Origin of the sequence: Rhizobium sp. RM (assembly GCF_013390595.1) — a bacterium.
Taxonomy (GTDB): Bacteria; Pseudomonadota; Alphaproteobacteria; order Rhizobiales; family Rhizobiaceae; genus Agrobacterium.
The window spans coordinates 20,891-47,729 of sequence record NZ_JACAWV010000015.1 but is presented as its reverse complement, the minus strand read 5'-3'; the positions used below and the strand labels follow the sequence as shown (position 1 = coordinate 47,729).

General features: G+C 56.7%; 26 protein-coding genes and 2 pseudogenes. 4 read left to right on the top strand and 24 right to left on the bottom strand.

Annotated elements, in window-relative coordinates; all coding sequences use genetic code 11:
- Positions 1 to 206: 206 nt before the first annotated feature.
- Entirely contained in the window at positions 207 to 425 is a 219-nt protein-coding gene (locus tag HWX89_RS14280) for a diguanylate cyclase domain-containing protein (RefSeq protein ID WP_138791537.1), read from the bottom strand.
- A gap of 623 nt (positions 426 to 1,048) precedes the next feature.
- On the opposite strand from HWX89_RS14280, the gene HWX89_RS14275 reads away from it, so the two are divergent.
- Positions 1,049 to 1,309 carry a hypothetical protein gene (locus HWX89_RS14275; protein ID WP_178340769.1) on the top strand — a complete coding sequence of 87 codons (261 nt, stop codon included), beginning with the start codon at positions 1,049 to 1,051 and terminating at the stop codon, positions 1,307 to 1,309.
- A gap of 1,341 nt (positions 1,310 to 2,650) precedes the next feature.
- Here HWX89_RS14275 and idi read toward each other — a convergent pair.
- The 4 genes and pseudogenes from idi to HWX89_RS14255 all read right to left on the bottom strand — a co-directional run.
- On the bottom strand, positions 2,651 to 3,193 hold the full coding sequence (gene idi, locus HWX89_RS14270; RefSeq protein ID WP_138791536.1) for an isopentenyl-diphosphate Delta-isomerase: 543 nt from the start codon (positions 3,191 to 3,193) through the stop codon (positions 2,651 to 2,653).
- Positions 3,194 to 3,295: 102 nt separating this feature from the next.
- A complete protein-coding gene (locus HWX89_RS14265) occupies positions 3,296 to 3,547 on the bottom strand; it encodes a hypothetical protein (protein ID WP_138791535.1) in 252 nt (83 codons plus the stop codon).
- A 166-nt stretch (positions 3,548 to 3,713) separates the two neighbouring features.
- Positions 3,714 to 5,201 (bottom strand): UbiD family decarboxylase, encoded by a 1,488-nt coding sequence (locus HWX89_RS14260; protein WP_210271408.1) that lies wholly within the window; start codon positions 5,199 to 5,201, stop codon positions 3,714 to 3,716.
- Positions 5,201 to 5,788, bottom strand: a pseudogene (locus tag HWX89_RS14255) (non-oxidative hydroxyarylic acid decarboxylases subunit B); the annotation flags it as partial. The pseudogene HWX89_RS14255 and the gene HWX89_RS14260, both read right to left, overlap by 1 nt.
- A gap of 105 nt (positions 5,789 to 5,893) precedes the next feature.
- Here HWX89_RS14255 and HWX89_RS14250 point away from each other — a divergent pair.
- Positions 5,894 to 6,361 (top strand): MarR family winged helix-turn-helix transcriptional regulator, encoded by a 468-nt coding sequence (locus HWX89_RS14250; protein WP_138791532.1) that lies wholly within the window; start codon positions 5,894 to 5,896, stop codon positions 6,359 to 6,361.
- 21 nt (positions 6,362 to 6,382) lie between these two features.
- Here the strand turns inward: HWX89_RS14250 and HWX89_RS14245 are convergent, their stop codons facing one another.
- The 10 genes from HWX89_RS14245 to HWX89_RS14200 all read right to left on the bottom strand — a co-directional run bounded on the left by HWX89_RS14245 (position 6,383) and on the right by HWX89_RS14200 (position 17,742).
- A complete protein-coding gene (locus tag HWX89_RS14245) occupies positions 6,383 to 8,134 on the bottom strand; it encodes a LuxR C-terminal-related transcriptional regulator (RefSeq protein ID WP_138791531.1) in 1,752 nt (583 codons plus the stop codon).
- A gap of 95 nt (positions 8,135 to 8,229) precedes the next feature.
- Positions 8,230 to 9,153 carry a polysaccharide deacetylase family protein gene (locus HWX89_RS14240; RefSeq protein ID WP_138791530.1) on the bottom strand — a complete coding sequence of 308 codons (924 nt, stop codon included), beginning with the start codon at positions 9,151 to 9,153 and terminating at the stop codon, positions 8,230 to 8,232.
- A 79-nt stretch (positions 9,154 to 9,232) separates the two neighbouring features.
- On the bottom strand, positions 9,233 to 10,108 hold the full coding sequence (locus HWX89_RS14235; RefSeq protein ID WP_138791529.1) for a carbon-nitrogen hydrolase family protein: 876 nt from the start codon (positions 10,106 to 10,108) through the stop codon (positions 9,233 to 9,235).
- A gap of 304 nt (positions 10,109 to 10,412) precedes the next feature.
- Positions 10,413 to 11,558 carry a pyrroloquinoline quinone biosynthesis protein PqqE gene (pqqE, locus tag HWX89_RS14230; protein WP_138791528.1) on the bottom strand — a complete coding sequence of 382 codons (1,146 nt, stop codon included), beginning with the start codon at positions 11,556 to 11,558 and terminating at the stop codon, positions 10,413 to 10,415.
- Positions 11,555 to 11,854 carry a pyrroloquinoline quinone biosynthesis peptide chaperone PqqD gene (pqqD, locus tag HWX89_RS14225; RefSeq protein ID WP_138791527.1) on the bottom strand — a complete coding sequence of 100 codons (300 nt, stop codon included), beginning with the start codon at positions 11,852 to 11,854 and terminating at the stop codon, positions 11,555 to 11,557. Before pqqD ends, pqqE begins: the two co-directional genes overlap by 4 nt.
- Positions 11,851 to 12,654 (bottom strand): pyrroloquinoline-quinone synthase PqqC, encoded by an 804-nt coding sequence (gene pqqC, locus HWX89_RS14220; protein ID WP_210271407.1) that lies wholly within the window; start codon positions 12,652 to 12,654, stop codon positions 11,851 to 11,853. The genes pqqD and pqqC overlap by 4 nt, the downstream gene beginning before the upstream one ends.
- A complete protein-coding gene (gene pqqB, locus HWX89_RS14215; RefSeq protein WP_138791526.1) occupies positions 12,647 to 13,552 on the bottom strand; it encodes a pyrroloquinoline quinone biosynthesis protein PqqB in 906 nt (301 codons plus the stop codon). Before pqqB ends, pqqC begins: the two co-directional genes overlap by 8 nt.
- Before the next feature lie 20 nt (positions 13,553 to 13,572).
- Positions 13,573 to 13,668: a pyrroloquinoline quinone precursor peptide PqqA gene (pqqA, locus tag HWX89_RS14210; RefSeq protein WP_138791525.1), complete on the bottom strand. Its 96-nt coding sequence runs from the start codon at positions 13,666 to 13,668 to the stop codon at positions 13,573 to 13,575.
- A 283-nt stretch (positions 13,669 to 13,951) separates the two neighbouring features.
- Positions 13,952 to 16,504, bottom strand: coding sequence for a membrane-bound PQQ-dependent dehydrogenase, glucose/quinate/shikimate family (locus HWX89_RS14205; protein ID WP_138791524.1), 2,553 nt, complete (start codon positions 16,502 to 16,504; stop codon positions 13,952 to 13,954).
- A 284-nt stretch (positions 16,505 to 16,788) separates the two neighbouring features.
- On the bottom strand, positions 16,789 to 17,742 hold the full coding sequence (locus HWX89_RS14200; RefSeq protein WP_178340768.1) for a LysR family transcriptional regulator: 954 nt from the start codon (positions 17,740 to 17,742) through the stop codon (positions 16,789 to 16,791).
- A 104-nt stretch (positions 17,743 to 17,846) separates the two neighbouring features.
- Between HWX89_RS14200 and purU the strand changes: the two are divergent.
- Positions 17,847 to 18,044, top strand: a pseudogene (purU, locus tag HWX89_RS26270) (formyltetrahydrofolate deformylase); the annotation flags it as partial.
- A 137-nt stretch (positions 18,045 to 18,181) separates the two neighbouring features.
- Here purU and HWX89_RS14195 read toward each other — a convergent pair.
- The 5 genes from HWX89_RS14195 to HWX89_RS14175 all read right to left on the bottom strand — a co-directional run bounded on the left by HWX89_RS14195 (position 18,182) and on the right by HWX89_RS14175 (position 22,135).
- Positions 18,182 to 18,412, bottom strand: a complete 231-nt coding sequence (locus HWX89_RS14195; RefSeq protein ID WP_138791522.1) for a BrnA antitoxin family protein — start codon at positions 18,410 to 18,412, stop codon at positions 18,182 to 18,184.
- A gap of 214 nt (positions 18,413 to 18,626) precedes the next feature.
- Entirely contained in the window at positions 18,627 to 19,232 is a 606-nt protein-coding gene (locus tag HWX89_RS14190) for a J domain-containing protein (RefSeq protein ID WP_138791521.1), read from the bottom strand.
- Between the two features lie 235 nt (positions 19,233 to 19,467).
- The gene (locus tag HWX89_RS14185; protein WP_138791520.1) at positions 19,468 to 20,490 is read right to left on the bottom strand and encodes an ABC transporter substrate-binding protein; all 1,023 of its coding nucleotides are present in this window, start codon (positions 20,488 to 20,490) and stop codon (positions 19,468 to 19,470) included.
- 29 nt (positions 20,491 to 20,519) lie between these two features.
- The gene (locus HWX89_RS14180; protein WP_138791519.1) at positions 20,520 to 21,293 is read right to left on the bottom strand and encodes an ABC transporter permease; all 774 of its coding nucleotides are present in this window, start codon (positions 21,291 to 21,293) and stop codon (positions 20,520 to 20,522) included.
- A 2-nt stretch (positions 21,294 to 21,295) separates the two neighbouring features.
- Positions 21,296 to 22,135 (bottom strand): ABC transporter ATP-binding protein, encoded by an 840-nt coding sequence (locus HWX89_RS14175; protein ID WP_138791518.1) that lies wholly within the window; start codon positions 22,133 to 22,135, stop codon positions 21,296 to 21,298.
- Positions 22,136 to 22,368: 233 nt separating this feature from the next.
- Between HWX89_RS14175 and HWX89_RS14170 the strand changes: the two genes are divergently transcribed.
- The gene (locus tag HWX89_RS14170; protein ID WP_138791517.1) at positions 22,369 to 23,073 is read left to right on the top strand and encodes a GntR family transcriptional regulator; all 705 of its coding nucleotides are present in this window, start codon (positions 22,369 to 22,371) and stop codon (positions 23,071 to 23,073) included.
- Between the two features lie 517 nt (positions 23,074 to 23,590).
- Here the strand turns inward: HWX89_RS14170 and HWX89_RS14165 are convergent.
- Genes HWX89_RS14165 through HWX89_RS14150 form a run of 4 tightly spaced genes read right to left on the bottom strand, consistent with a single transcriptional unit; the run spans position 23,591 to position 26,814 of the window.
- Positions 23,591 to 24,568, bottom strand: coding sequence for a 2-hydroxyacid dehydrogenase (locus tag HWX89_RS14165; protein ID WP_138791516.1), 978 nt, complete (start codon positions 24,566 to 24,568; stop codon positions 23,591 to 23,593).
- Positions 24,569 to 24,579: 11 nt separating this feature from the next.
- On the bottom strand, positions 24,580 to 25,065 hold the full coding sequence (locus tag HWX89_RS14160) for a PPC domain-containing DNA-binding protein (RefSeq protein WP_138791515.1): 486 nt from the start codon (positions 25,063 to 25,065) through the stop codon (positions 24,580 to 24,582).
- 23 nt (positions 25,066 to 25,088) lie between these two features.
- Entirely contained in the window at positions 25,089 to 25,973 is an 885-nt protein-coding gene (locus HWX89_RS14155) for a hypothetical protein (protein WP_138791514.1), read from the bottom strand.
- A gap of 37 nt (positions 25,974 to 26,010) precedes the next feature.
- Positions 26,011 to 26,814, bottom strand: coding sequence for an ABC transporter permease (locus tag HWX89_RS14150; protein ID WP_246705179.1), 804 nt, complete (start codon positions 26,812 to 26,814; stop codon positions 26,011 to 26,013).
- Positions 26,815 to 26,839: the final 25 nt, after the last annotated feature.

Sequence of the window (26,839 nt, the reverse complement as noted above, 5' to 3'; positions counted from 1 at the left end):
GAGGGTTCCTCCGGCCGCAGTGGATAACCCGCACACAGTTTGTAGTAAAACGTGTGAACTCCCGATCGGCTGGCGGCTGCTAATGATGAAGACTGCTGCATAGCCGCGGGTCTACCATCAACGCACTTATGACGACAAGATATCGAGGTCATTGAGCACCGCCTCGGCCAAGTTTGATCGGCCGCAAGTCACGATCGTCAGCAAAATCAAGCAAGCTTCGTAGAGTTTCGTCCCGAGTTTTTTGCATCATAGAGTGCGTTGTCGGCCCGTATCAGAAATTCTTTCCGGCTTCCATGACGGTACTCCGCAATCCCAGCCGAAAATGTCACGCGAGACGTGAAGGTTTTAGCTTCGAAAACACGTCGAAGATGGTCAATCCGATCATTTGCCGTGTCGACATCACAACAAGAATCTCTTCTCCGCATAGCGAACTACGAAGTCGCAGAGTGTCAGTTGAGCCGTGCTCTGTGCGATTGAGACCGCGCACGCGGTCACTTTATCCCTTCAGGACAAGTGATCGTGACCGGAACGGTGGAGACGCCCGCCAAGGCAGCCCCGTGGCGAAGAGATCGAGCACGCTCGCAAAGGATGACCCCAACTCGAGTATCGAGGAGGTTGAACATTGTTTCAGACAAATTATAAAATCAGAGCGTTTTTTGGGAAGCGTCGATATCGTCCGCCACGTTTACAAGCGCCTTCACCTAGGTAGTACAACTCAACCGTATGCTGAAGCGGTGGCCTGTAAGTTGTGTGCTGTACACACACGCCAGCCGGCTTTATCTCGCCCACTTCTTAATTGACGATTTTGGGAGCTTTAACGAAGTACCCATTTCTTATCTTACTCACTACCATTTGTTTCCCCACCTTGATTCAGCGAGCCTTGCACTCGGTCCGTTCAGCCCTGATTAAGCTAGCATCCTGCTATCTTCGAATATGGAACTGAGAATGCTTCGCGAGCGTTAATGTCTATATTTAGGAGTTGAAATCATGAAACTATTAAGCGCAGCATTGTGCGTGTTGTCCGTCAGCATCCTCTCGGGATGTGTCGATGATGGCGGGTATCGATCAGGCGGTTACTACGCGTCAAGCGTCCAATATCGCTCGTATGATCGTGATCGCTATTATCGGAATTACGACCGTGACCGGTACTACCGAAATACTGACCGCCGCGAATACGATCGTCGCGACCGTGACCGTCGAGAATACAGCCGCGGTCCGGTCAGAACGGACAGCTCGGGCAACACAACTCAATGGATCGATCAGGGCAACGGGCAAGGCTACGAGCGTGCTGTGGTCAATGGACAGGTGATTTATAGGACGGGAAAGAACAGCCAAGGAGGACGGTGATGTTCGGTGCTCACTGATAGAAAGGCGGATGTGAGTCACCAAACCGCCTAACCGCAGCCCACGAAAGAAAACTCTTCGGCAAGCGACAACCGAGGAGTTTATAAACTTTGACTGAAGGCAGTAACTCATCGCGTCCTAGAACGGTGGCGGGTTAGTCCGCTTCCTTTAGAGCCACGTAGCCCGCCGCGGTCGCGAGGCGCGACCGCTTTACCTACGAGACCGGAGCCGATGATTCCGATTGTTTGTGTCATATACGATATCTTTCTTCGTAGGGGCGATAGCCGTCGACGGGATTCATTCGCCTGCATTGCCTCGCGCGCTCTTCGACGGCGGGCGCTCCAGCAAGCGACACGAGCGAAGTTATGAATTTGATGAAGATGTTAACAGTCGGGCCGCGAACAACACACTGTTCCCTCGAACCGACAATAAATCGTCAGCGATGCAGGCATACTCGATCCGCGAGCGATAAGGTGGCTCTATAAGCAAGCGTCACGGCCGGAACGCTACGATGCCCCCTGACGACCGAACGACTTCACCCCGTTTAGAATCTGAAGCCCCGAGCGCAACAGATCGTCTCAACTCAAGCCTTCGACATCATTCCTGAAACCATCGCGGCAGACGTCGCCCCCCCCCCCGTACCTTCGGGGCCATATAACGCGTCGAAGCAAAGACGGCGTGGACCGGCACGGGGACACGCGCCCAAACGGGCAGGACTCTAGCGAGGCCGAATTCTGCTACATACGGCTCGGCCATGTATCTTGGAAGCTGCACGATCCAGACCCGACAGCGCTAGGTTTCTGGCGGCAATAGTGTTATCGAGGGCGCACCGTGGTGCGTCCCACACCTTCTCCGTCTTTTCGCCATTCACCAAGGTCCAGCCCGGACGGCCGCGCGGCGCGTGCATGATGACGTCGTGCCGCTTCAGATCATCAACATTGTGGATAGACGCTGCACTCCCCAGATAATCTGGAGAAACATACAAGCCTCCCAGCTTGCGGGCAGAAAGCTGCGAGTCATCCAGCAGACTGATGCGGATCGCTACAATACCTTCATGAAATGATATCGATGAGCCGGTTCGTGTACTCTGTTTCGACTGTGACCTTGGGCCACTTGCGCAAGAATTCAGCAATCCAGCCATCGACGCGCATCGTTCCGAATTCAACTCCAGCCGTTACTTTCAGGCGGCCCTTCGGTTCCTGAGTTCGTTGTGCTACCGCCGTTTCGGGATGTGCAGGGGGTGGTTTAGGTGCGAGTGACGCACGTGATTGAAAGCCGCTAAGACGGAGAATACGGTCGGAGCGGTTTACTGAGGGAGGCTTTGGGTGCCCATAGCCTCTTTGAAAGCCTGCTCAATGAAGCCCTTACGCAGATAGATATCGAACCAGGGCGCCAGGGCAACAGTAATCGAGTTCGTTAGTGCCTCCGGTGAAATCCAGGCGATTTCACGGACCTCGTTGGGGTTCGGTTCAAAATCACTTGAGAGTATTCCGCAAAAACCGTTCACGAATTCGTCTTCGATCATTCCCTCTCCAACCTCGGCACGATAGGAGAAGTCGCCAAACCATTTGAGGTTGGTTTGAAGGCCTAATTCCTCTCGAAATCTCCTTTCCATACAATGCAAAGACGATTCACCGGGTGCTGGATGTGAACAGCAAGTGTTGGCCCATAGACCTCCACTGTGGTACTTGGTAACGGCGCGTCTTTGTAAGAGCAATTGGCCGTCATGGTTGAATATGAAGCCGGAGACGGCCCTATGTCTTAGGCCTTTTCTATGAGCGTCCAGCTTCTCATGAGTGCCTAGCTCCTGATTTTCAGGGCCTACCAAGATCACCAAGTCGTCTGGCATAACTTTTTTCCTAGTCTTGTCACTGAATACTCGCAAATTCTATCAGCGAAGCGCGAGACGGACTGGTGTCAACGCCATCACTGCAGCGCAAGCTGCAATCGTTCATCCGCTGATTTCTTCAAATTGCCATTGATGAGGTGCACGAAGAATTAGTTCATTCGGTGGGTTGAGTGCCGGCATCAGTTCAGCATGTGAGCACGATGTTATCGCCACCACCCTGTCGTCTTTCGAAACGAAAATTCGCCGCTCGACCTGAGGGATTTGATCGCGTGTGTCATCGCGCAGCCAACCCACCAAATCTTTAACACGGCCCGGCGCCGCCATCACTTCCCACATAACGGTCGAGTTAGTCACGCTTTTTTTCCTGCTGTTTAGGTGTTTGTCCAATAACGTTCGCGCCGTGATCGACGTCGCCTGTTGAATTTCGGTTTTGGGAGTTTTTCGCCGATTTGCAGCTCCTGAAATCGGGATGTCATCGCCCACATCCCGTTGTGAGCGATGACTAATAACGGAAAGATTCTTAGATCGGGGATTTCGTTGTTGTTGGCCAATTGGCGAGAACGCGCTTGCGGACGTCTTCGGGATAGGCTTGATCGAACGAAGCGTGACGAAGACGACCCTTTCCAATGGCCGGCTGCAACGTGTCAAAGACAATCTTCGGTCCCTTGCCAGATTCGTATTCGTCGTCCTCGTAGCAATGTGCAAGGGAGACGACGCGCGCGTCGCTGAACACTACTTGCCGCCTGCTGGGATGGACGCGCGTCGCGATTGCCCAGACGACATCGGACAGTTTTGTTGGGTCGATGTCGTCATCGACAAGGTAGATCTTTGGAAGGAAGACGAGCGAGTCCGCCTTGAAAAGGATTTCACCGACACGACGGGCAAACTCTTCGGTCGACGTATCTGGCAAAACGTCACGCCAGTCGTTTGGCACCACAACGACGAACCAATGTACCGCAGATTCCTCCGGCGCCCAGGTGCATGTCACAGGCAATCCGGCCGCGCGCAGGAGAGCGGTTGCGTCAGCTGCCATTCCCATAGCCCAGATCGTGTGGGATTCATCCGTCGGGCGGCCAGCAACAACAAGCGGCCAAATCGGGTCATCGCGGTAAGATATTGCTTCAACATGGAACGTTGGTTGAAGCGAAGAGTGGGTTCCAAGGTAACCGGAATATTCGCCGTATGGGCCTTCCGGGCAATCACGTGTCAGGGAAACGTGGCCCTCAATGACGACTTCCGAATTGGCTGGAAGTTCAAGATCGTTGGTAAGCGCTTTGACAACCTCAATTGGTTCGTTCCAGAGTGCTCCGACGTAATCGGCTTCATCGACGCCTGCAGGTATGGGAATACCGGCGACACAGGCGATAGCAGGCGCCATACCCTGAACAAGGACATAGGGCATAGGCTGACCCAACTTAACCCATTCGGCCCAGATCTGTCCGATATGTTGGCTCGGAACAATGAGACCGGCCATCCTTTTTCCATCGACTTTCATCACGCGGGCAATGGACCAGTTCGTCCACTTCCCATCGGGCGATTTCGCAATCAGCATTCCCCAGGTGTTGGCGTATCTGCCACCATCTGTATCGTGTGCGAACGGAATGGGAAATTTGTCGAGATTGGCGTCATCGCCCATCAGGATGTTCTGTCGGCAAGGGGCATTGGTCGCGTCAACCAAGACCGGTTTTTTGCCTGGAATGTCTCGCGTGGCGATCAGGGCATCGACAATTTCCGGTACCGAAGCTGCCGGTGGCAGACCTAACGAGAGCGCGACGCGAGCATATGGCATATCCTTGCGTGACGAACGCGCAGCAGGGGCGCCGAGGACGCGGAAGCCCGGTGTTGCGCCGCGAATGTTTTCAAACAGTGGCGCAGGTGCGTCAAGCTCACAGCTTCTTCGCGTGATTGCACCTGGCTCAAGGTCGCCGTCAACCTCACGCGTGATATGTGCCAAATCACCAATTTCATCCAAAGCCGCCAGATAAGATCTAAGATCTTTGTAGTGCATTATGCTTTCTCCTTGCTCAAATTTAACGAACCTTGCCAGCGCTTGGTCAGGTCATTGTCGAGATCAAATTGATCCAAGATCCGCGACACGACGTGGTCGATGATGTCGTCAATGGATTTGGGGTGGTTGTAAAAGGCCGGCATTGGCGGCAGCATTTGCGCACCGGCATTCGTGAGGGCGAGCATGTTTTCCAGATGTATCGCATTCAAAGGGGCTTCGCGCGGGACCAGTACAAGGCGACGGCGCTCCTTCAGTACGACGTCTGCGGCGCGCGCAATAAGGTCTTCAGCAAAGCCCGAACGAATAGCCGCAAGTGTTTTCATGCTGCAGGGTACAATGATCATCCCGTTGGTTCGAAACGACCCGCTCGAGACGGCAGCGGCCTGATCACGTTCGTTGTAAACCTTGTCCGCAAGCGACAAGACATGTTCGAGCGAGTGAGGCGTTTCTGTTTGTATGGTCACTCTGGCCCATTTGCTGACGATCAGGTGGGTCTCGACGCCAAGCATCCTGAGGGCCTCAAGGACGCGAATTCCAAGTATTGCACCTGTGGCGCCGGTAATCCCGACGACAATCTTCATGTTGGTGGCCTCTTCGTGATAGAAGGATTAGACACGGAATAGTTCGAACACGAACTAATATAGCGGACATTAGTACGTGTTCTAACTATGTCAAGCTGGGAGAGTGATGGAATGAACGAAAACTTGATTGATGCCGCGCCGCTCTGGCCAAACGGGCCGACCTCTCTCATGCATTTGATCCGACGAGCAGGCCAACTCACGGCAACAAGTTGGTCCACATCGGTCAGCTCAGGTCTTTCTCAGATCCAATATGCGGCTCTAATCGTTCTGGAAGAGTTGGAAATGTGCGACCAGGGAACGCTGGGAACACGTGTCGGGATCGATAAGGCGACTGGAACCTATGTCGTTGATCGCATGACGGCCGCGGGACTTATTGTAACACGTACTGATCCGGATAACCGGCGGCGCAAGTTAATCACTATGACGGACGAAGGTAGGAAGGCCCTCAACGCAACGATCCCGCAGGCTAAAGGTGCGGAACAATTGATGGTGGAGCGCCTGTCAAAGACAGAAGTTTCGGACCTGATGCACTTGTTGAGCCGGCTTTCAGGCGTCAGAGAAGGCGAACCTACAGACTAGTGCCATTTCCGCTTATAGCGCTCATGACCACCAAGGTGGCGTTCGCATTTTGCCCGTGGCGAATGGCGCAGGGCCAACGATGACGTTACGTCCGTTCTGTATTTGAAAAACCAGATGAGCCTGGCTAATCGACAGGTCTGGAGTATCGTCGGGGTAGGCGAGCCCGACCTGTCCCTGGTTTCCGAGGAAATAGGATCCGTTTACGCCACGATCAATCGAACTACGCAGTTCGAGCAGAACCTGTTGAAAACGTCTGGGATGTCCGGCTCTGCTCCAGGCGCCGGTAACCAGTCGGATACGGTCATAGGCAAGCCCGGCCTGTGAACTGCCGGGAGAACAGGAAAATTGTCTTTGATACTGCTGACGAAAACCCTCGCCGATACGGTCAGCATAAAGGCCGCTGGTCGTTGCCCATATGACGCCTTCCGAAGAGGCTCCGAGTTCCTCCTGAAATTGCGGAACCGATGGCGCATAAATGTCGTAGATGATCGCGCGCAGTGGATTACTGAGAAATGAACGCTGGAAAGCGATCGCATCCTCTACGAAAAATGACGCAACGACGATGATTGCAGGATCGATTTGATGCAGACGATCGATCGCTTTCTTCCAGGCATGCTGTGAACCGGGAATGATGTTGACGATATCGGTTTGCCACCCCCTTTTGGCCAGATCAGCCTCGAGATGATCGATGCCGATGTCAACATTCGACCAGACGGGTTGAACGATCGCCAGGCGTTTTTTCTGTGTGCACCAGTGCTTGCCTTTTTCGAGGCGCTGGATCATGCGAGCAAGCCCGAGACCGTAGTTCACATCGCTCGCACAGGTCTGGAAAATATTCCCCAATCGCGATTGGCTGTCACGCACCCTTTCTACTGCGTGATGCATGGTTGCTGCGTGGAGGTAGGGAATGCCGACGGCTCCCATCGTGTCGTGGATATCGGGTGAGTAACAGGCGTAGCCTGCGGTAACTGCATCCACTTCCTTTTCGATCAGGTCGCGATAGGCGCTGGAGGTACTCGTAAGATCGCCACTATCGAATGGCGCCAGTTCCAGTTCGACCGTGCGACCCAGAATTCCGCCTCGCTCGTTAATTTCGGAAACGGCGAGCTTCGCACCATTCAGCATTTCGACGGAGTCCGCCTTGCCTCGACCGTCGCTGGCGAAAGGAACGCCGATTATCAGGGGACGTATATGGTTCTGAGCGGACCGGCGAGGGGCGGCTTTCTCACTTTTCACGTCTGGTAGTCGTGCGGCCATATCCTCAACATCGCTGAGGCCGAGGCCGGTGCGATTGCAGCCGCCAGGTGTCGGTAATCGGCAGATACCTCGCTGGACAGCGTGGCTGGCCAGTGCCGCGCGGCTCCACAATTGCATTTTGGCGAAGATGTTTTCGACGTGCTTTTCAATCGTCCGCTTACCTATGTCCAGGCGGGCAGCGATGTTGTCGTTGCTCAAGCCGATTGAGACAAGCGTCAAGATATCCAGTTCGCGAAGCGTCAGATTGAAAGGCGGCTTCACCAGTGTCATTTGAACGATAGCAAAGTCGCGGCCATGCACAGTCGTGTCGCGCGAGATCTGCACCCGGTGCCAATGGTTATGGGGATTGGCAATATGGAAGACAATTTGGTCGCACTCGAGAGCCAATAGGGCGCGGGCATATCGCGCAACTTCATTGAACGCGCCAATGTACAGCGCGCCTGTCCGATCCTCGAATTCCTCTAGCGTCCCATGTTGATCGACGAGGCAACGCCATGTTTCGCGTGATACATTCATTCAGCCGCCTCATTCTGCAGGATGCGTCGTGACGCCAGGTGCGTGACAGGGTTCACCGGTCACGCACCGGAGTCAAGAATGAGGTAGAGCGGGCTCTATTTGCCCGGCCAGTTGTAGTCGTTGGGCATTGGAGAAACACCGCGAACATCTGGAAGCTCCATGCGACGGCGATCTTCATCGTCGTCGACCCATGCCCTGGCGATTTCGTCGCAGGTTGCAAACCAGACACCGTCATGTCCTTTGATGTGCTCGATCAATCGTTCGAGCATGATCATGTGGTGAGCTTGGCCGATGATTTGCGGATGCAACGCCATGGCATAGACGCCGTTTTCCTGATTGGCATAACCGTAGTCGAAAATGTCCTTCCAGCGGCGCAGAACGCTATCGGTATCGGACATGCCTTCTTGGTTGCCGGTGTATGCAAGTGCCGGAAAATCATCAAGATACCAGCTAACTGGGATCTCCAGAACTTGACTGGCCGGGCCGGCGAGATTGCCGGATTCCCAGTTAACCTGCCAACGCTGCGGTCGGTAGGGAACGAGATCCCTCGCCATGAGGCTGCTGTCGTATAAGAAGCCTGCCTCTTCAATGAGATCAAGGGTGTTGTCGCTGTAATCCCAGTAGGGAGAGCGATAACCTGTGGGACGTATCCCGAAGTGCTTCTTGTAGGTTGCGAAGGCGAGATCCATAAGCCGCCGCTCCGTGTCACGGCTAATCAGCGTCGGGTTCTCGTGGTAGTAGCCGTGATGTGCGATCTCGTGTCCTGCCTCAAAGACTTTCTGATTGATTGTGGGGAAGGTATCGACAGTATGTGCGGGTGTGAAAAAGGTCGTTCGAATGTCGTGCTTCTTGAAAAGTGAAAGCAGTCTGGGTGTACCAACTTCAGCACCGAATTCGCCACGCGACATGAACGACGGTGTAGGACGGTTGAAGCCGCCGAGCCAGAGAGACTGCGCGTCGAAATCGACGCCGAGATTAACGGCGATCTTCTTGCCTTCAGGAAGTTTCAGTGAACCCATTTTCTCCTCCTTGGGTTTTAGTCATAGAAAGTCGTGCGCGGTTTAAGCCACGCTCCATCTGGTCCTTTGATGCAGACGTTTAGAGATGAGATGGCCACGCTTTGTAGAGATCAGCCCGGCGGCGGCGGTCCCGGAAGGTGGTGGCAGCGCCGCTCTTGCGGTTTTCATAAAGGAGATCGAGGTCAACAGTCCCCGTTACTGTTGTTTCGATATTGGTTGGCGCCTCGGCGATAATGCCGGCAGCATTATCCCAGGCCAGATCGCATGGTCCGAGAACCGAGCTCCGGGCCCAGCCGTTTGGCAAAGGTCCGCCGGGTTGACCGCCAAGGCAGGAATGCACGACGTAGACCTGGTTTTCGATGCAGCGGGATTGCGCACAGTGGCGAACGCGCCAGAAACCTTGCTCTGTAAAAGTCGCCGATGGCGTCAAGATGATTTCGGCTCCCTGTTCGGCAAGAGTAGCCGAACATTCCGGTATCTCGGTCTCGTAGCAGATGTTGAAGCCGACCTTTGCGAAGGGGAGCTGGAAAACCTCCATCTTCGATCCTTCCGACGTTGACCAGTTGGCTTCTGCCGGGAAAATGTGGGTCTTCGAGTGCGCAAACTCTTCGCCACCAGGGCCGAAAAGATAGGCGATGTTTTCGAAGCGATCGTGACTGACCTTTACGAGATGCGACCCGGCCGCGATGAATTGACCGCGGCGCTTAGCTTCTTCGCGAAACAATGTTTTGTAGTCGTCGGTGTATTGCTCGATGAGCACCAGTTCCGAAATCGGGCGCCTCTTCCAGTCGCCAAGCGTTGTGAACAGTTCGATCGTGAATAGTTCGGGAAATACGGCAATGTCCGAGCCATTCGCCTGGTCCAGCAAAGCCCGCACACGTTTGGCCATATCTTCAAAACCGCCAATTTCTTGGACGTGATACTGACAGGCCGATATCTTTATGGTGTTCGCCATTTTGTCTCCTCCAGATCCGCGCGCCTACGCCAGACGACGAGGCTGCTGAGACAAACCCTAAGCCGCTACCGCAATCGGCGGCCATACGGGTTTTCACGTATGTCAGATTCCGTGAGGAGAGTTGTTTTCTGTGGCAGAGAGCAACGAGTTGAAGCGAAGCCCACGCGATAGCGAGACCGCGATCATCTGATCCAGCGCTTGAAAATCATGCCGAAGATTCGCGGACAAACAGATTTTGCGACGTCAGACTTGGGTTGTGCCACCCTTTGCACTTTCGCCTGCTGCTGGAAAGCATCGGCCGGGATCAATCGGTTGATGATGCGCGCCCGCGATATATGAATTCCGGTGGTGCCGCGGCACCATCAATCTCGGCCTGCTGTACCAGAAGCTCTCTCTTCGATGAGCGGATGCATACGGGATCGGTGGCCGAGGCGTTACCGGTCAGAGCCATGGCCTGACAGCGGCAGCCACCGAAATCGATCGCCTTGCGGTCGCAACTGCGACACAGCTCCGGCATCCAACTGTCGCCGCGATAGGCGTTGAAGGCGTCACTTTCGTACCAGATGTCGATAAGCGGCATGTCCCGCACGTTCGTGAAATTCAAAGACGGAATGCTTTCCGCCGCGTGGCAGGGCAGGACCTTGCCCGATGGCGTGACATTGAGGCCGGTTCGACCCCAGCCACCCATGCAGGCTTTCGGATAGGTCGAATGATGATCGGCAGGGACATAGTCGATGACAATGATGCCTTCGAGCCCTTTGCGGGCGTCCTCAACAAAAGCGTTGGTGCGCAGAACCTGCTCCTTGGTCGGCATCAGGGCCTTGCGGTTTTTCTCTGCCCAGCCGTGAAACTGCACGGTTGCAATCTCTATGCGCCGTGCGCCGAGCCTGACCGCGAGATCGAGCATGTCGCCGATCTGCTCCATGTTCTGTTTGTGGCAGACGGCATTAACGGTCAGTGGAATACCTGCTGCGTGGGTCCACTCGGCAACCGCGATCTTGCGATCGTATCCACCTTTGTAGCCGCCTACCTTGTCGGCCAGTGCCGGTGTCGCGCCCTGGATGGAAAGCTGCAGATGGTCGAGACCGGCGTCCGACAGTTCCGCGATACGCTTTTCGGTCAACCCGATGCCCGAGGTGATCAGGTTCGTATAGAGGCCCGCCTTGGCGGCAGCGCTCGTCAGTTCCACGAGGTCGCGTCGTGCCGCGGGTTCGCCGCCGGAAAGATGCAGATGCAAAACGCCGAGTGCGGCGGCCTGCTGGAAGACCGATTTCCATTCTTCGGTAGAAAGTTCCTCCTTGACGCCATCCAGCTCCAGCGGGTTTGAGCAGTAGGGGCAGGCGAGCGGACATCGATGGGTAAGTTCGGCGAGCATCGCGATCGGCGCGGGGATACGGACCCGTCCGCCATTCCATTCGCTCGTCCGCGCAAGTCTGACAATTTCGTTCACGGCTTGAGCTCCAGCATCCTGCGTTTGGAAAATTCATCCACGAAGACGATGATGTCGGCCAGGATCTGATCCTTGGGGGCTTCGAACTTCAAAGAAAACTCTTCCGCGATCGCGTCAATGCTTCGTTTGCCGTCCAGCGCGTTTACGATCATGACTGCAATTTCGTCGAGCGCCAGTGCACGCTCGGGTGCCAGCAGAATCGTTTGGCCGCGAACAGCGTCTTCCCGCAGCCGAACGCCGCGGGCAAGTTTGGCAACGGTGGCAGCCGTGACGATGACGGCGGAAGGCTCGCTCATTTGGTCGCTCCCTTGACGTCCTGTTTCAGCGCCGGCTGATCGAGATCGCCGATCACGCCTTCCGTGCCATCCCAGCCGCCGGGCGGCAGAAGGGCAGGGGAAACATAGGCGCTGTGCAGTGCATCGAGTTGCGCCCACAAAACATCGGTCTTGAAGGTTAGCGCGGCAGCTGCTGCGTCTTGCTTTTCCTTCGTGTCGGCGTGATCCAGAACGTAATTGAGGCCGAAGGCCACATCCACCGGTGCCTCATCAAGACGCTTGCGGAAGTAGGAAAGGGCCTCGTCATTGGCAAACGCATAATGCTCGATCAGCCCGGCAATGCGATTTTTGTGGATTGCCGGCGCAAAGAGCTCGGTAAGCGAGGCGGCCACGGCGTCCAGCATCGGCATGTCGCGCACGAAGCGCACATAGGCATCGCAAGCAAAACGGGTACCCGGCAGAACACCGCGATTGGAGGCAACATAATCCGGGTCTAGTCCAACGGCTTCGGCGAGCTTCAACCAGCGGCGTATGCCGCCGCCTTCTTCGCGCCCGCCATCATGATCTTCAATGCGTTTGCGCCACGCCCGACGGATGGCGACATCTTCGCAACGCGACATGAAAGCTGCGTCCTTGAGGGGAATACGGCTCTGGTAGTAGAAGCGGTTAATGACCCAGGCCCGTACCTGCGTGATCGTGCAATGACCGCCATGCAACATGCCGTGGAAAGGGTGTTTGTCGTGATAGCGGGCGTCACCAATGGCGCGCAGCCGGGCTTCGAAATCGGTTCTGTTCTGTGCCGGGTTCTGAATGTCAGGCAAGGTCTATCTCCATTCCGTCATGCCCGACTTCGAAACCGGCGGCTTTGACGGCTTCCCGCTCCGCGCCATCGCGCCAGATCGGGTTCGTATTGTTGATGTGCACATAGACCATCCGGCCTATTCCAAGCTTCGACAACGCCTCAAGGCTGCCGCCGTCGCCCGTGATGGGCATATGCCCCATTCTTTGACCAGTCTTGACGCCCGTTCCTACACGGATCATCTCATCATCAGTGAAGACCGTGCCATCGAAAAATACCAGATCTGCGCCGCGAATGCGTTCGCAAAGCCAGTCAGGCAGCGTCGCGCAGCCAGGAATATAATAGGCGCGCTTGCCTCCGGCGACGAACTCGACACCGATCGTCTGTTCGCCTTCCAGGCCAAGTTCCGGCTCTCCCTCTTCGAGAAACAGCGCTACCTTGCCGGGAACGGCGAAAATACGCGCTTCAAGCCCCTCGAACGGCGAGAATTCTTCGTCGAGCCGGATGGCATGTCTCTTGACGAATGCTGGATCAAGCACCCGAAATACCGGGTTTGCGTCGATCACAGCGCCGATCGCAGAGGTAGAGAAAAGATCGAAGGCCTGCTTTTCGCGGATCGTCAGAAGCCCGCCAATGTGGTCGACATCGGCATTGGTTATGACGACGCTCCTGATTGGACTGTGGCGAAGTGCCTTCGGATGAAGCTGCGGCGTCTGCTGGATCTGCTGGCGAATGTCGGGCGAGGAATTGAAGATCGCCCAGTTCTCACCGTCAACGCTAACGGCGAGAGACGACTGCGTCTGTGCAGAAAGTCCTGAGGAAGGGTCGCGGGCGGCGGCGCAATTGGAACAATTGCAGTTCCATTGTGGCAGTCCGCCGCCAGCGGCAGCGCCGAGCACGAGAAACCGGAGACCGGTCATCAATCCCGTGCCCTTCACGATTAGAACAGAACCGGCTCGTCGCCGTCTGCCGGTGCGTAGCGGTTGATCTCCATGCCGCAGCTCACTTCAACAAACTTCGGGGATGTCCATTTCATGTTCTTACTCCTTTTTCATCGCGGCCTTAGCCGACGATCATCATATATGAGGTCCGCTCGCCAAAGGAACCGGACCTCACGAAATCGTCATGTGCCGAACACATGGCGAATAGCGCAGTCACGAGACAGATCCGCGATCCAACAAGTGGCGGCACTCGGTTCGACTGTAGGCTTTGCCGGCGCTTTAGCTTTTCTCAAGTGCCGAGCGCAAGCCTTATTGTCCATTCTCCCGGCCAGAATGTTTTTCCGGCCGGGAGAACATAATTGCGTCTCGAGAGAGCCGTTATTCGGCGCCCATGTTGGCCGAGCCTTGCTTTGGTGCCGCATTGCTATTGCCTGCCAGGATGACGCTGGACTGAATCACCTTGGGACCGGCATAGCCTTCCGGCGGCAGGCCCCAAGCGACAAAACCATCGCCTACGGTGGTGCCCATCGCCTGATGACCGCCGACTTCGGCGACGACAAACTGCTGGCCATTGACTTCATAACTCATCGGGTTGGCGTTGACGCCTGCATCTGTGCGCTCCTGCCAGACCAGCTCGCCCGTCTGGCTGTCGTAAGCGCGAATGTAGTTGTCGAGTGCTGCGCCGATGAACATCAGGCCGCCACCGGTTGCCAGCGGGCCGCCGTTCGACGGTGTACCAACGGTGATTGGCAGTCCGGTCTTGATTCCCAGCGGGCCGCTGTCCTGTGCGGAGCCCATCGGCTGACGCCAAAGCACGTCCTTGCTGCGCAGATCCAGTGCCGCGACATAACCCCATGGCGGAGCGATGCAAGGCATCTCCAACGGACCCATCCATGGCTCTTTCTTCGCGGCATAAGGAAGACCGATCTGTGGCATGAACTTCTCTTTATGCCAACGCTTGTCGACGATGGACTTTGCATCAGGAACTTCTGCACGCGGCATGAGGCGGATCTGATAGGGAAGACGCTCGCTGTTGATCAGCATCAATCCACGGTTTGGATCGATTGCACCGCCGCCCCAGTTCATACCGCCGTGATTTCCCGGATAACCAATCGAACCAATGCCGGTGGTCGGGGGCGTGTAGAGACCATCGTAGCGCATTTCGTTGAACTGAATGCGGCAAATGAGTTGGTCAAACGGCGAGATGCCCCACGCGTCGGCCTCCGTCAAAGTTTCCATGTCACCCTTGTTGGGAGCGCCTACGGTGTTGGGCATATTGGGAGACATAGGCTGCTTTTCGGCAACATACTCTTCCGGAACGCCGGGGGTCTTCGGCGCGTCGTACATCTCGACAGGTTCCAGCGGCTCGCCAGTCTCACGGTCCAGCACGAAGATCGGGCCAGCCTTGGTTGCCTGGATCAGCGCGGGGCGCGGACCGTTCGGTGTCTGCCAATCGACGAGGTTCATCGCCGGACCAATGTCGAAGTCCCACAGGTCATGGTTGACGGTGCGGAAGTGCCAACGTTCCTTGCCTGTGCGTGCATCGAGCGCAACGACAGCGTCGGTGTATTCGTTATCACGCTCGGTGCGGTCTGCACCGAAGAAGTCGCCGGAGGCATTGCCCGTTCCGATAAAGACCGTGTTAAGGTCTGCATCCGCAGCCATCGGCGACCATACGTTCGGAGTTGCATTGGTGAAATGTTCACCGGGCTGCAGTGGAGCGGTCGGGTCTTCACGGCCCAGATCCCATGCCCAGCGAAGCTGACCTGTGACTGCGTCGACTGCGCGAACGACACCGGCGGGGGCACGGTAGTCCTGACCGTCAGTGATCTTGTGGCCGACGACAGCCACACCGTCGATGATCGTCGGGGCAGTCGTGACGCCGACGAAGCCCTTCACCGGCGTGTTCATGTTCTGTGCCAGATCGTACTCACCGTTGTTGCCGAAGCTTGTGCAACGTGCGCCTGTTTCGGCATCGACTGCCATCAGACGGCTGTCCATCGTGCCCCAGATGATGCGCGTCTGGCACTCGGCTACCGGCTGCGGCGCGCGGTAGAAGGCAACACCTCGGCAAATCGAGGTGCCGTTATTGAATTGCGCTTCCGGATCGACCTGGGGGTCGAAGAACCATTTTTCTGCGCCCGTGGTTGCATCGAGTGCGAAGACCTGCTGCGAAGACGTGCAGATGTAGAGTGTGTTGCCGACCTTCAGCGGAGTGTTTTCGCCTGCAGGAGAGTATTTGTCGTCCGGGCCCTTGAAATCGCCGGTATGGAATTCCCACAGCTTCACCATCGTGCCGGCGTTCGCCGGTGTAATCTGTGCAGCAGGAGAAAATTTCTGGCTGAGGTTGGAGCCCCCGTAGGCAGTCCAGCTCGTAGCATCATGGGTCGCAGCCACTTCGATGCCTGGATTGGATGGAGCGGAACGGCTGAATGTCCCGGAAGGGCGTTCGCTCGCCTTGGCAAGCTGGACTTCAGGGTTGTTCAGGATCGGGATGAGGATGCAGACCAGCATCAAAACCGGAACGACGAGGGTCGCGCCGAAATACAGTGGCTTGCTGACCGAACGGGTTTCTGTCGCGAAAATGCGGCGCGAAACCGGCCAGAGCGCCGCCATAAGCAGACCCATGACGATGATCCAGTTGAAACGCGGGATCATTGCCCAGCCATTCCAACCTGTTTCAAACAGGCCCCAGATGAAGGTGACGAGCGAGAGGGCGCCAAGCACCCAAACCGCGCCGGAATTACGCATGAAAATCAGTGCGGCAATTGATAACGTGGCAAGCCCGGCTGCGACGTAGTAGGGAGATCCCCCTACGAGAGCGAGCTGGGTTCCAAGATAAAGTATGGCGATGCCGGTCAGCATCGCCAGAATTGCGTAGAGCAGCAGGAGAAGCCCTGCTCCACGAGTAAGCTTAGGTTCGGGTCTCATTGTTACACAATACTGTGCGAGGGCAGATGGGCTGGATATACCCGACCTGCCGCGTTGGATTGGCGGACACCGGTAGTCAGTCGACCATCAGGCGGGAAGCCGCGGATAGAAAAACGTTCTACTGGACCGTGTGGTGAGGACGAACAGGCGAAGAGGGCCGCTTTACGGCAAGTTCGTGAGTTTGTCGGCTCAACTCACTTACGACCCGGCCCCAAGTTGATCCAAATCAAAAATCGCCTGCTGATATAAGCGTTGGTTATGTCCCGCGCATCTGATGACGTTTGCTACAAACTCACGCCGAACTCTGAGATTGCCGCGTCGAGGAAACGGGCAGTCGCGGTTGTCTGCCTCGCCGGAAGCCACGCACAACCAAGGCCGGGAACGTCAATGCCCAGGTCGAACGGAATCTGTTTCACGGCTCCGCAATCGAGCAATGGTGTCGCGACACTGAGCGGAAGAGCATAAACCGCGTCGGTTTTGTTCAGCATGAACGGCAGCATAGATACGCCCCGATGCATCACCCTGATCTGTTTGGCCTGTGTCCAACCCCAGCGATGGCTGGCAGCCTCGAAACGCTCTCGCGCTAATGAAGCGATCTGACTTGTAAGCCAGGTGCATTCGGCGAGGTCGTTGCCGGTAATGTGCTTGCTTCCGACCAATGGATGGTGTGCACCTGCGATGACGATGAGCCTGTCCGGCACCATAAGCGAAAAGCGCCATCCATCTCCCACCGGATTGCCTTCCCGCATGCACACCAGATCGAACAGGCCAGAGGCAAAACTTGCCGTCAGCGTGTCTCCGATGACGCTTGTGACTTGTAGGCTGATATCCGGATTTTGTTCACTGAATACGGGTACGAGCTTGGACAGGATGGCGCCGGTGCCTGCTACCGTTGAAGCTATCCGTATCATGCTGGCATCGCTGTGCAGATGTGAAGCAATTCGCTCCGCGCCGTCCTCGGTCGCCTTCACAATCAGGCGGGCTGTGCCGACAATCTCCAGTGTGAGTGCTGTGGGATCGACACCCTTTGCATGTCGCACGAATAATTTGGCTTCCAGCAGGTTTTCCAGATCTGCCAGCAACTGCGACATGGCAGGCTGAGAGATGTGCATCGCCTCTGCGGCTCTGCCCAGCTGTTTTAAATCGCACAGGTTCACGATGGCCTGAAAATGACGCAGCCGAAGTTTGACAAGCATCCTGTTCAACAGCTGTGCCGAGAGACTGCCTGTTTTTGCCATGTGCATATCCATTTTGCGGCGCGCTGGTTATGTTTCGTAGCGCCATGCACTCGATCTAATGCTTGGTGGGTAGCGCTTCATTATGCCAAAAGCAATCTTGTCGCATTATCGAGCAGGATACTGTCACGGTGACCCACGCACAAAGTGCGATGGATTACGTCAGCCTCGGGCGCGATGTCGAAAGCCAGGTTCTTGCCCGGGCAACTCACGCACACATTCACCACAGGGTATTTTTGAACGGAAGCAAAACGTTGGTCTTCCCCGCGTCCCCAGGGGAGCATGTCTCCGAACGGATGGGATAATTTATTTATCTGATACGAAAACCAAATTCGATAGCAGGGCGATCAACGAATGATTGTATCACCCTAGCTCCACGCTTTCTTACCAGGGATCAGGACAAGAACAGCATTTTACAACATCGAAGCTCGCGTTCCAGAGCTCAATCGGACACATTCATTGCAGCTCGCAAGGTATCGTTGATGCGTTCTTGCCAGCCCGGACCGTCCGCCTGAAAACGCGCGAGGACATCGCTGTCGATCTTCAACGATACAAGCTCCTTGGTGTTAGGGATTACAGGCCGTTCAACGGCCGGCGCTGCGACCTTCTTCGCTGGCTTGAACAGCATCTCTGCTGCGTCTCTCGGATTGGACGGTCGTCGGGTTGTTGCCATGGTCGTATCCTCTTGTGTCTAGCTGTTTGGCAGCGCGCCTAGTCAGTTTAAGTTTGCAGGCTGTATGTCCAAAATAGCGGTGGTCGTAGCCATATGCGTAGTGGGCGGCCGTAAGAACGCAATGCTTCTGATAAACTGGTCAGCCGCCCGCATATCATCAGGGACCGGATGTTGCGAAGTTAAACTCCACAAGAACAATTCCAGCGAACACGTCTCAACAAAAGCCATTCAGCTTGAGAATCCTGTAGGCTCCAATCGCTGCACGAAGTTCGTCCTCAGAATTTCGATCTCCGTCATTGGCGTCTGGATGGTGCATCTTGAGCCGTTCCTTGTAACGGCTCTTGATCTCGTCAGCTGTAGCGCGAGGTGAAAGTCCAAGTGTTTCAAAAGCCTTGGCTTCGAGTGGCTTAAGTTTTCTTTCCTGCTGACCGGACTTCGTCTGTCCAGGCGTGCCTGCCTTGCGAGCATTAAGGGTCTTTGCCGAGCCAGAACGCTCGGTCAAGGGTATCGGGATTTCCTTGGCGTCCTCAACGCGGGTTCCGAACGTGCGGCGAGAGCCGGTCGTCGCCTCTTTTTGATAACGGGCGACGTCGGCATTCGTTGCTGCCGACGTGTAGCTGTATCCCTTGTTGTAGTCCTTCACATGTTCCAGACAGAATAGAAGGTAGAGCCCTTCAGCGCCAGCACCCACGGGCGCTCGGTGGGTGCCACTTTTTTCGCACCCGTCCCACTGACATCGAGGACCTGAACCCGCGCTGGCCGACGCGGGTTGTTTACGAGCGGACCGAAGGCCTACGAATATTTTGGAATCATGCGTCATCGCTACTTTATGGACGCTGCGGGTCACTTGAGCAACGCTGAGATGGCCTCACATTTGATGTTAGGCATTGAGATTGCGCACTCTCTCCTCTCTGGCATCAGGAATGACCCCGTTGACGTTCCTTGTAAGCCATCGAAATCATTGGCATGTCGCACGTCGAAATAGAATGAACGACCGGTTCCTCTCTTCATAGGCTGGCCGGATATTTCCGGCCAGCAAAGCGCATCTGCGCGGATCAGTCGGCCTTGTAGACCAGCTTGCGGTCTTCGAGCGCCGGCAGGAACTGGCGGGTGAAGATCTGTTCCGGTTTCGGCTTGGACGGCAGCTGGTAGCCGTCGGCGACGATGTCGATCGAGCGGGCGAGGCGGGCATCGTCGACGTCACCCAGGCCGAGCTTGTCGACCTCCGGCGAGACGATAAGGTTCTCGTAGGAGAATTTCATGCGCGCCAGTTCGAGCTCTTCCTTGGCCAGATTGTCATAGGCCATCACGGCGCCGATACCGGCCTTGGAATTCCCGGCTATCTCCTTGGCGGCCTTGTTCACGGCGCGCACCAGTCCTGCCACCGCCTTTGGGTTTTCCTCGACGAGCTTCTGCGACACCATCATGCCGTTGGCATAGAGGTCGAGGCCGTAATCGCCGAAGGAAAGCCAGTTATAGTCCTTGGCCGGGTCCTGGCGGTTGTTGATCAGGTTAAACCAGCTGGTGATGTTGAAGACGAGGGCGCCGTCGATATCGCCTTTGATCAGCATCGGCTCCTGCAGGTTCGGTCCCATGTTCTCGATTGCGACCTTGGTCATGTCGACCTTGTTGATCGAACCGAGCACGGTGACGAGGCGGGTCGTTGGCGTGCCCTGCGCGCCGCCAAGTTTCTTGCCTTCCAGATCGGCCGGCGTGGTGATGTTGGTCTCTTTCTTGCTGACGATGGCAAATGGCGGCTTGCTCCACAGCTGGTAGACCATCACCGGCACTTCGTCGGGCCTCGTGGCGGCATTCTGGATGATGGCGTTGATGTCGCCGAAGCCGGCATCGTAGGCGCCCGACATGATGCGGGTAACGGTGGCGGCCGAGCCCTCGCCCTGGTCGATCGTGACGTTGAGGCCTTCTTCCTTGAAATAGCCCTTCTGCATGGCGAGCAGGAAGGGGGCGTCAGAGCCTTGCGTCTTCCAGCCGAGGGTGAACTTGATATCCGTATCAGCCATGGCGGTACCGCCGAGGCAAAGGCTTAGCGCAAGAGTCGAGATCAGTTTCTTCAGCATGTCTGGCTCCGTTGGGTTTGGGTAGATGTTCAGGCGGCAGTGAAATCCTGACGGCGGGTGGCCCAGCCGGTGACGCGTATCTCGATCAGCGAGAAGGCGACGTAGAGAGCTACGCCCAGCAGGGCGAGGATGAAGAGGCCGGCAAAGACCAGTGGCACATCGAAATTGGACGAGGCCGACATCATCACGTTACCAATGCCGCGGTTGGATGCGACGGTTTCCGACAGGACGGAGCCGACAAAGGCGAAGGTGACGGCGATCTTCAGCGAGGCAAAGAAGAAGGGCATGGTGCGCGGCAGGCCGACATTCCAGAGGATATCGAGCTTGCTGGCGCCAAGCGATTTCAGCACGTCCTCCAGTTCCGGCTCGGTCGTCGCAAGGCCGGTGGCGATGTTGACGACGATCGGGAAGAAGCACATGGCAAGCGCCGTCAGGATGGCAGGCACCGAGCCGGAGCCGAACCAGAGGACGAAGATCGGCACGACTGCGACCTTGGGGATCGACGAGAAGCCGATCAGCAGCGGATAGGCCGTATCATAGGCCGTGCGTGACACCCCGATCGCCGCGCCGATGACGACGCCGACGGCAACGCCCAGCACAAAGCCGACCATCGTCGTCCAAAGCGTCTGCATGATATGCGGCACGAGGACCGGAAAGCGATCGACCAGCGTCTCGAAGACCTGGCTTGGGCGGGGCAGGACGAGATCGGACACCTGCAGCGCGAGGCAGAGGATTTCCCACAGTCCGAAAAAGGCGACGATGAGGGCGGCGGCCCAGAAGCGGCGGCGTAATTCGTAGCTCATGGTCAGGCTCCCTGGATTGCGGTGTCGGAACGGGCATCGATGATGAGTTCGCGAAGACGCTGGTTGAGTGCAACAAAATCGTGCTCGAAGGTCATCTCGACGGTGCGGGGGCGCGGAAAATTAACGGGACTGTCATCGATGATGCGGCCCGGTCTCGCACTCATGACGCAGATGCGCGAGGCGAGAAAGCCTGCCTCCTTCAGATCATGAGTGATGAGCAGCACTGTCGGGCGGCGCTTCATCCAGAGCGACTGCATCGTGCCCCATAGTTCCTCGCGGGTGAACTGGTCGAGCGCGCCAAACGGCTCGTCGAGCAGGAGCAGGCTCGGTTCGTGGACGAGGGCACGGCAGAGATTGGCACGCTGGAGCATGCCGCCGGAAAGTTGCCACGGGTAATGGTTGGCGAACTTGTCGAGCCCGACATCGGTCAGCAGTGCGCGAACCCGGTCGCGGAATTCGCCGTTCTTCTTGGCCCGATACTCAGACCGGAAGGGCTTTACGATTTTCAGCGGCAACATGACATTGCGCTCGATTGTCAGCCAGGGAAGCATGGTCGGGTTCTGGAAGGCCATGCCGATGCGCAGCGCCTTGGCGCTGACTTCCCGCCCGCCGACGATGACCGCACCCTTGGTCGGCTGCAGCAGGCCGGCGGTGAGCCGCATGATGGTCGACTTGCCACAGCCGGACGGGCCGACAAGCGCTACGAATTCCCCATCGGCAATGCGCAGGCTGGTTTCTTGCAGCGCGACGACGGCCTTTTCCTGCCGGCCGAAAGAGACGGCCGCTTGGGATAGCTCCACGGCAAGAGGAGCGGATGTCGTCGGTTGAGGAACAATCAGCATAAGGTCACCATCAAAAGCGTTTCGGAAAAGTGCATGCAATCAGCGTGCCATATTGCATGCTTACAGAATCGATGGATTTTACGAACGAGAATTCACTTACTAAAGTGAATGCAATAAGTGCATGCACTAGTTTTGGGCAAGTTCGGCTTGAGCTGCATTCAAATGCGGCACCGCGCCGAGTTGATCTTTGCTGTGACCTCCCTTATCGAGTTGTCAGAAGCAGAGGGTTCGTGATGGCGGGCAAAAAGAGTTCGGCAAGAAGTGAAGGGGATCGTGTCGCAGCGATCTGTACGGCTTTGCGCCGCGCCATTATCGAGCGGGCGCTGCAGCCGGGTGACAGACTGCCGGAGGACTCGCTCGGCGAGCGCTTCGGCGTCAGTCGCACCATTGCCCGACATGCGCTCGGTCAACTGGCGGCAGAAGGCCTCGTCGATCTGCGGCGCAACCGCATTGCGGTTGTCGCCACGCCCTCCTTCGAGGACGCGCGGGATATTTTCGATATCCGCCTTGACCTGGAAAAGCAGGTGGTGAGGCGTCTTGCCGGCAGGCTGACGGATGCGCAGGTGAAGCAGTTGAGGGGGATCGTCGATGCAGAGCATGATGCGCGACACGGATCCGAGGGCACTTCGATCCGGCTTGCTACCGATTTTCACGTGCTTCTGGCGGAGATGACCGGCAAGCCGATCCTGATCCGCTATGTCACGGAAATATGCTATCGCGCCGGCCTGTCCCTTGCCGCCTTCGGGCGACCTCATTCTTCAGACTGCGCTGTGAGTGAGCATCTTGAGTTGATCGAGGCGATCCGCACCGGACCGGTGGAAAAGGCGGAGGCGATGATGGCGGAGCATCTGGAGGCGGTCGCCTCAAGGGCATTGCTGCAAAGTTCCGGTGCGAAGCCACGCGATCTGATGGATATTCTGGCACCTTACGCGGACTGACGGGACCTGACGGCCCGGAAGGGTCTAGTATTCATTCGGCGCCGTCGTGAAGCGGGAGCGAAATAGGTGGCGGCGCGAACCGGATCAGGGGCCATGAAAGCTGCGAGATAGTCCTTCTCCGCCTGCAGACCGTCCACTGTCGTCTCAAGCATCAAAATCTTCAAAAGTGTTACGCATGGTGCCAGAAGTGCATACAAAAATTGTTGCGCAAATTATCCCCTCAAGTTGCAATACGTGATTTCAAGAATCCTTCGATCTCGTGCGGCGCGACGCGCAAATGAGGGGACATGCCGCGCCGCAGGATATCGGCATCATCGATGGTCGCATCGCCGCCGGGATGGGGCGCGAGGAGGAGAGGATCGGCGGGCAACTGGTGTTGCCGGGCTTCGTTATACCCATGTGCATCTCGGGAAGTCCTGCCTGCACTGCCGTTGCGGCTGTGTCGGGGGCGGACCTATTACAAATATCGCCGCGAGCTGAGACCTACTCGCGGCTGACACTATCCGACACCCGACAGCTAACTGGCTCGCTTAATAAGTGAGTAAATCGGCTCCTGCCGGTTCAGAACGCGGATCACGTCCTCTGCGGCTGTCGTTGCCATGCGGATGCGCGTTTCCATGACGCTTGTGCCCAGATGTGGTGAGAAGGCGGTATTCTCGAGTTTCAAGAGTGGATTTTCCGGCGAAACCGGTTCCTCCTCATACACATCGAGGCCCGCAGCGCCGAGTTTACCGGTCGACAGCGCCTGATAGAGTGCCTCTTCATCAACAATTCCGCCACGTGCAGATAGCACGATAACTGCCGTATCCTTCATTTTGGCGATCGCATCAGCATCAATCATTCGCCGTGTCTTTTCCGTCAGCGCACAATTGACCGAGATGAAATCGGCGCGCGCATAAAGTTCGTCGAGCGAGACGAAAGTGGCACCCAACTCCTTCTCCGCCTCGGGTTGGCGGATGACGTCACTATAGAGCACCTCCATGTCGAAACCACGCGCGCGTTTCGCCATATGCTTGCCGATCTTGCCGAAGCCGATGATGCCGATCGTTTTGTAGGAGACGTCGAAGCCCATGAAACGCTGTGCAACCCATGTGCCGGCCTCCGTCCAATGGCCGCCACGCACAAAGGCATCGGCATGGTGCAGCTTGCGTGCGGCATTGATCATTAGACCGAAGGTCAGATCGGCGATCGTGTGGGTGTGTACGGGTGTGACGGTAACTTCGACACCGCGCCGCGCCGCTTCCTCAATATCGATGTTGTCGTAACCGACGCCGCGCCGTGCCGCTATCTTCAATTTGGGCGCATGATCGAATGCCTCCTTGTCGAGTTCTTCGGTATGCCAGACGAAGATCACGCCGTCCGCATCCTGGATACCGGCAAGAAACTCCTCGCGTGTCAGCGGACGGCTGACGCCGCTGCAGACGACCTCGATACCGGCATTCTCGAGCATTGCGACGGCCTCATGCTCCAGAGGCTGGGTGATGAAGACTTTCATGGATATGCCTTTCAAGCGGCCGCAGCCTGGATGGTGGTGACGATGACGCCGGTCTGGGGATCTCGGCCACGGATGATGTCGACGCCCTGAACCTCGCTGATGAAGAGATCAAGCGTGGTCAGCGTAATGGTTCCCGGCTCGATATGGCCACCATAGACCACGTCGTTTTCGCCACTGATCACTGCGTGATAGTGAATGTTCAGGCGCCCGGGCTCTTCGCTCGGAGATACCAGTCCCTGGCCGGTCAGCAGGCTGAAAGGCCCTTCCATGATCAGCTGGGTCGTGTATCCGAGTGTCGGATCCGGTTCCACGCGGCTGACGTAATGCAAGGCGACGCGCTTGAGGCTGCCGATCGTCGTCGTGATCTGACCGCAAAAAATGCTGTGCGCGAGGCAGATTTCCTCGATCGACTGCAGCACGTCGCGATCCGGATGAATGCGTGCCGCAATTACCCGACCGCCCTGGCCGGTGGCGGATGAAAAATGGGAAGAGGTCATGGTCTTTTCCTTGGAAACGTGTGTCAGATAGCCGCGACGACAGCTTCAATCTCCACGAGGGAGAGTTGGCGATAGGGATCGCGCTTCAGCAGCTGCGGCAATTCATGCATGGTGCGGGCGTCGTAGGTCGGATTTTCCGTCGTCAGCCAGTAACGGGTGCTCGGGATGAGCGTGACGGCGGGGTTGAAGGCCCAAGCGATGTCAAAGATCTTTTCGGGCGTGTTGCCGATGAAGACGATCTTGCCGTGCATCTGGCCGCGCATCTGGAAGGCGACAGGAACCGCTTCCTCGATCTCCCAGCCCCGCTTGACCATCGCCTTCAGCGCCGCGGCGCGGATGAGATCGGGATGTGCTGAGGTTTCGACATTGGCGTGGATATGCACGACGTCCGGATGTTCGTTCAGTTCACAGTATTTTGTGAATGCGGCCGTCTCGAAATAACCGTCCAGTTCGGCCTGTTCCTGTGCCGTCAATTTGGTCTTGAACGGAAATTTCTTGTAGAACTGGTCCATATAGTTTTGACCCCAGTATTCGACATTGTGATCGCGCTTTGCAGGCTCGATCAGGGCCGTCTTCGAATATTTCCACAACAGGTCGAAATGCGGCATGCCATGCGGTTCGATCCCGTGGATGGAACCGGAATCAGCCACCTGCCCGGAGGTGAATATCTCGATCTTACGATGCACCGGCCGGCCGATCTTGTTGAAATAGCCCTTTACTATGGCCTCCAGGCTGAGCGGGTGGATTTGCGTCTCGATATAGGCGTGGGCATGGTAGATCGGCTCCTGCGTTATGCTTAGAACCTCGATCACCTTGCGCCAGTGTTCGGAGCGGAAATAGTCGGCAATGGTCTCGACGAGATCGGTCCTGTCTATGCCGATGTCCTTAGTCGCAACGTTGGTGTTCATTTAATCCTCCAGAGTTTTGGGCCCGCGAACGCAGGCGTCAGTTCTGCATCGCCCAGCGGCGGACGGTGCGGTCTTCGAGCAGTTTGAAAAGGACGCCTTCGACGAACAAGCCGATCAGGATGACGCTCAGCAGGCCGGCGAATACCGATGGGATGTCCAGCATGTTCTTGCTTTGAAAGATGAACCAGCCGAGCCCGCCCTGGCCTGAAGAGACGCCGAAGACCATCTCGGCGGCAATGAGCGTGCGCCATGCAAAGGCCCAACCAATCTTCAGCCCTGTGACGATGCTGGGCAGTGCCGCAGGGATCAGGATGCGGCTGACAAAGCGCCAGCCCTTGAGCCCGTAGTTGCGACCAACCATCCGTAGAGTGCGGGAGGTCGACTGAAAGCCGGAGAACGTGTTTAGCGCCACCGCCCACAGAACCGAGTGGACCAGCACGAAGACGAGACTTGCCGATCCGAGGCCGAACCAGATCAGCGCGAGCGGTAGCAGCGCGATCGCTGGCAGCGGGCTGAACATGGCCGTCAGCGTCACCATAAGATCCTCGCCGATGCGGGTGCTGATTGCCACCATCGTCAGTGCCGCGGCCGCGAATATGCCGATGACATATCCTGTCAGCAGAACTTGCAACGAGGCCCAGATCCGTTGCAGGAGTTCACCCGACCCAATACCGGCAACGAGTGCTGAAACCGTCTCCGAAAAGGTCGGAAACAATAGCGGATTATCGACAGCGCGCCCGTAGATTTCCCATGCAATGGCAAGAAGCGCGAGAATGAAGAATTTGCGCGCAGGTCCCGAGCCGTAGATCTTTTCCCAGATGGTTAGCTTGCGCTCGACCATGCCGAAGGCTTCGGCACCTGCCGGC